This window comes from Oleiphilus sp. HI0043, from assembly GCF_001634935.1.
The window spans coordinates 1-784 of record NZ_LWEY01001677.1; the positions used below are offsets into that span (position 1 = coordinate 1).

The window sequence follows — 784 nt, forward strand, 5'->3', positions numbered from 1 at the left end:
TATTACTTGAGCGACCGTTATTTTGTTCGTATGGAAGTGAAGGACTATAAAATTTTTACTAACCGTGAAAGCAACGAAGAAGCGACAGAATGGAAAATTGGATTAAGCGTGTTCTTTTGAAGAAGCGCAAACAATGTATTTGGTTGATGGTTTTAACCCTGTCAGCGGTGGTGGGGAATGCTTGTGCTGAGCAACATAGCCCATTAATAGAGCCTGATGTAAAGCCGGTAGTGCTTGATGAGGCAATGATCGACTCAGAGAATTTTGAGCTCGGCGTATTTACCGGCGTGATGAACATTGAAGATTTCGAGTCTGCATTGGTTTACGGCACTCGTCTGGCGTTTCATTTAAGTGGAAACCTGATGTTTGAAACGCATATCGGGATGAGTGAAGCAGGGCAAAGCAGCTTTGAGACCCTTGGTGCTGTAGAGGTGTTATCGAGTGATGACCGTGATTACCTTTACTATAACTTTGGGGTGGCATTTAAGCTTCCTGGCGAAAGCTATTTTGGCCGAGATTATGCCTTTAACAATAACGTTTACGTATCTGCAGCTGTTGGTGCAACAGACTTTGCCGGAGAAACCCGTTTAACGGGGGTAGTCGGATTGGGGTACCAATTACTACTGACTGATTTTGTCTCTTTACACTTTACAGCGAAAGAGCACTTTTACGAAATAGATGTCGTAGGGCCTGAGAAAATCAGTTTTAACTCAGAGCTGGGAATGGGTGTGTCCCTGTTCTTCTAGGCATGCTTGGAAGGGTTTAAAAAATGAAAGTATTTACT

General features: G+C 43.2%; 1 protein-coding gene. It reads left to right on the forward strand.

What is annotated here, in order from left to right:
- Positions 1 to 89: 89 nt before the first annotated feature.
- Positions 90 to 746, forward strand: a complete 657-nt coding sequence (locus A3729_RS25460; RefSeq protein WP_068553288.1) for an outer membrane beta-barrel domain-containing protein — start codon at positions 90 to 92, stop codon at positions 744 to 746.
- Positions 747 to 784: the final 38 nt, after the last annotated feature.

Excerpts from the sequence above, each read along its gene's own strand:
- A3729_RS25460 (WP_068553288.1), top strand. The coding sequence starts at position 90 with ATGGAAAATTGGATTAAGCGTGTTCTTTTGAAGAAGCGCAAACAATGT.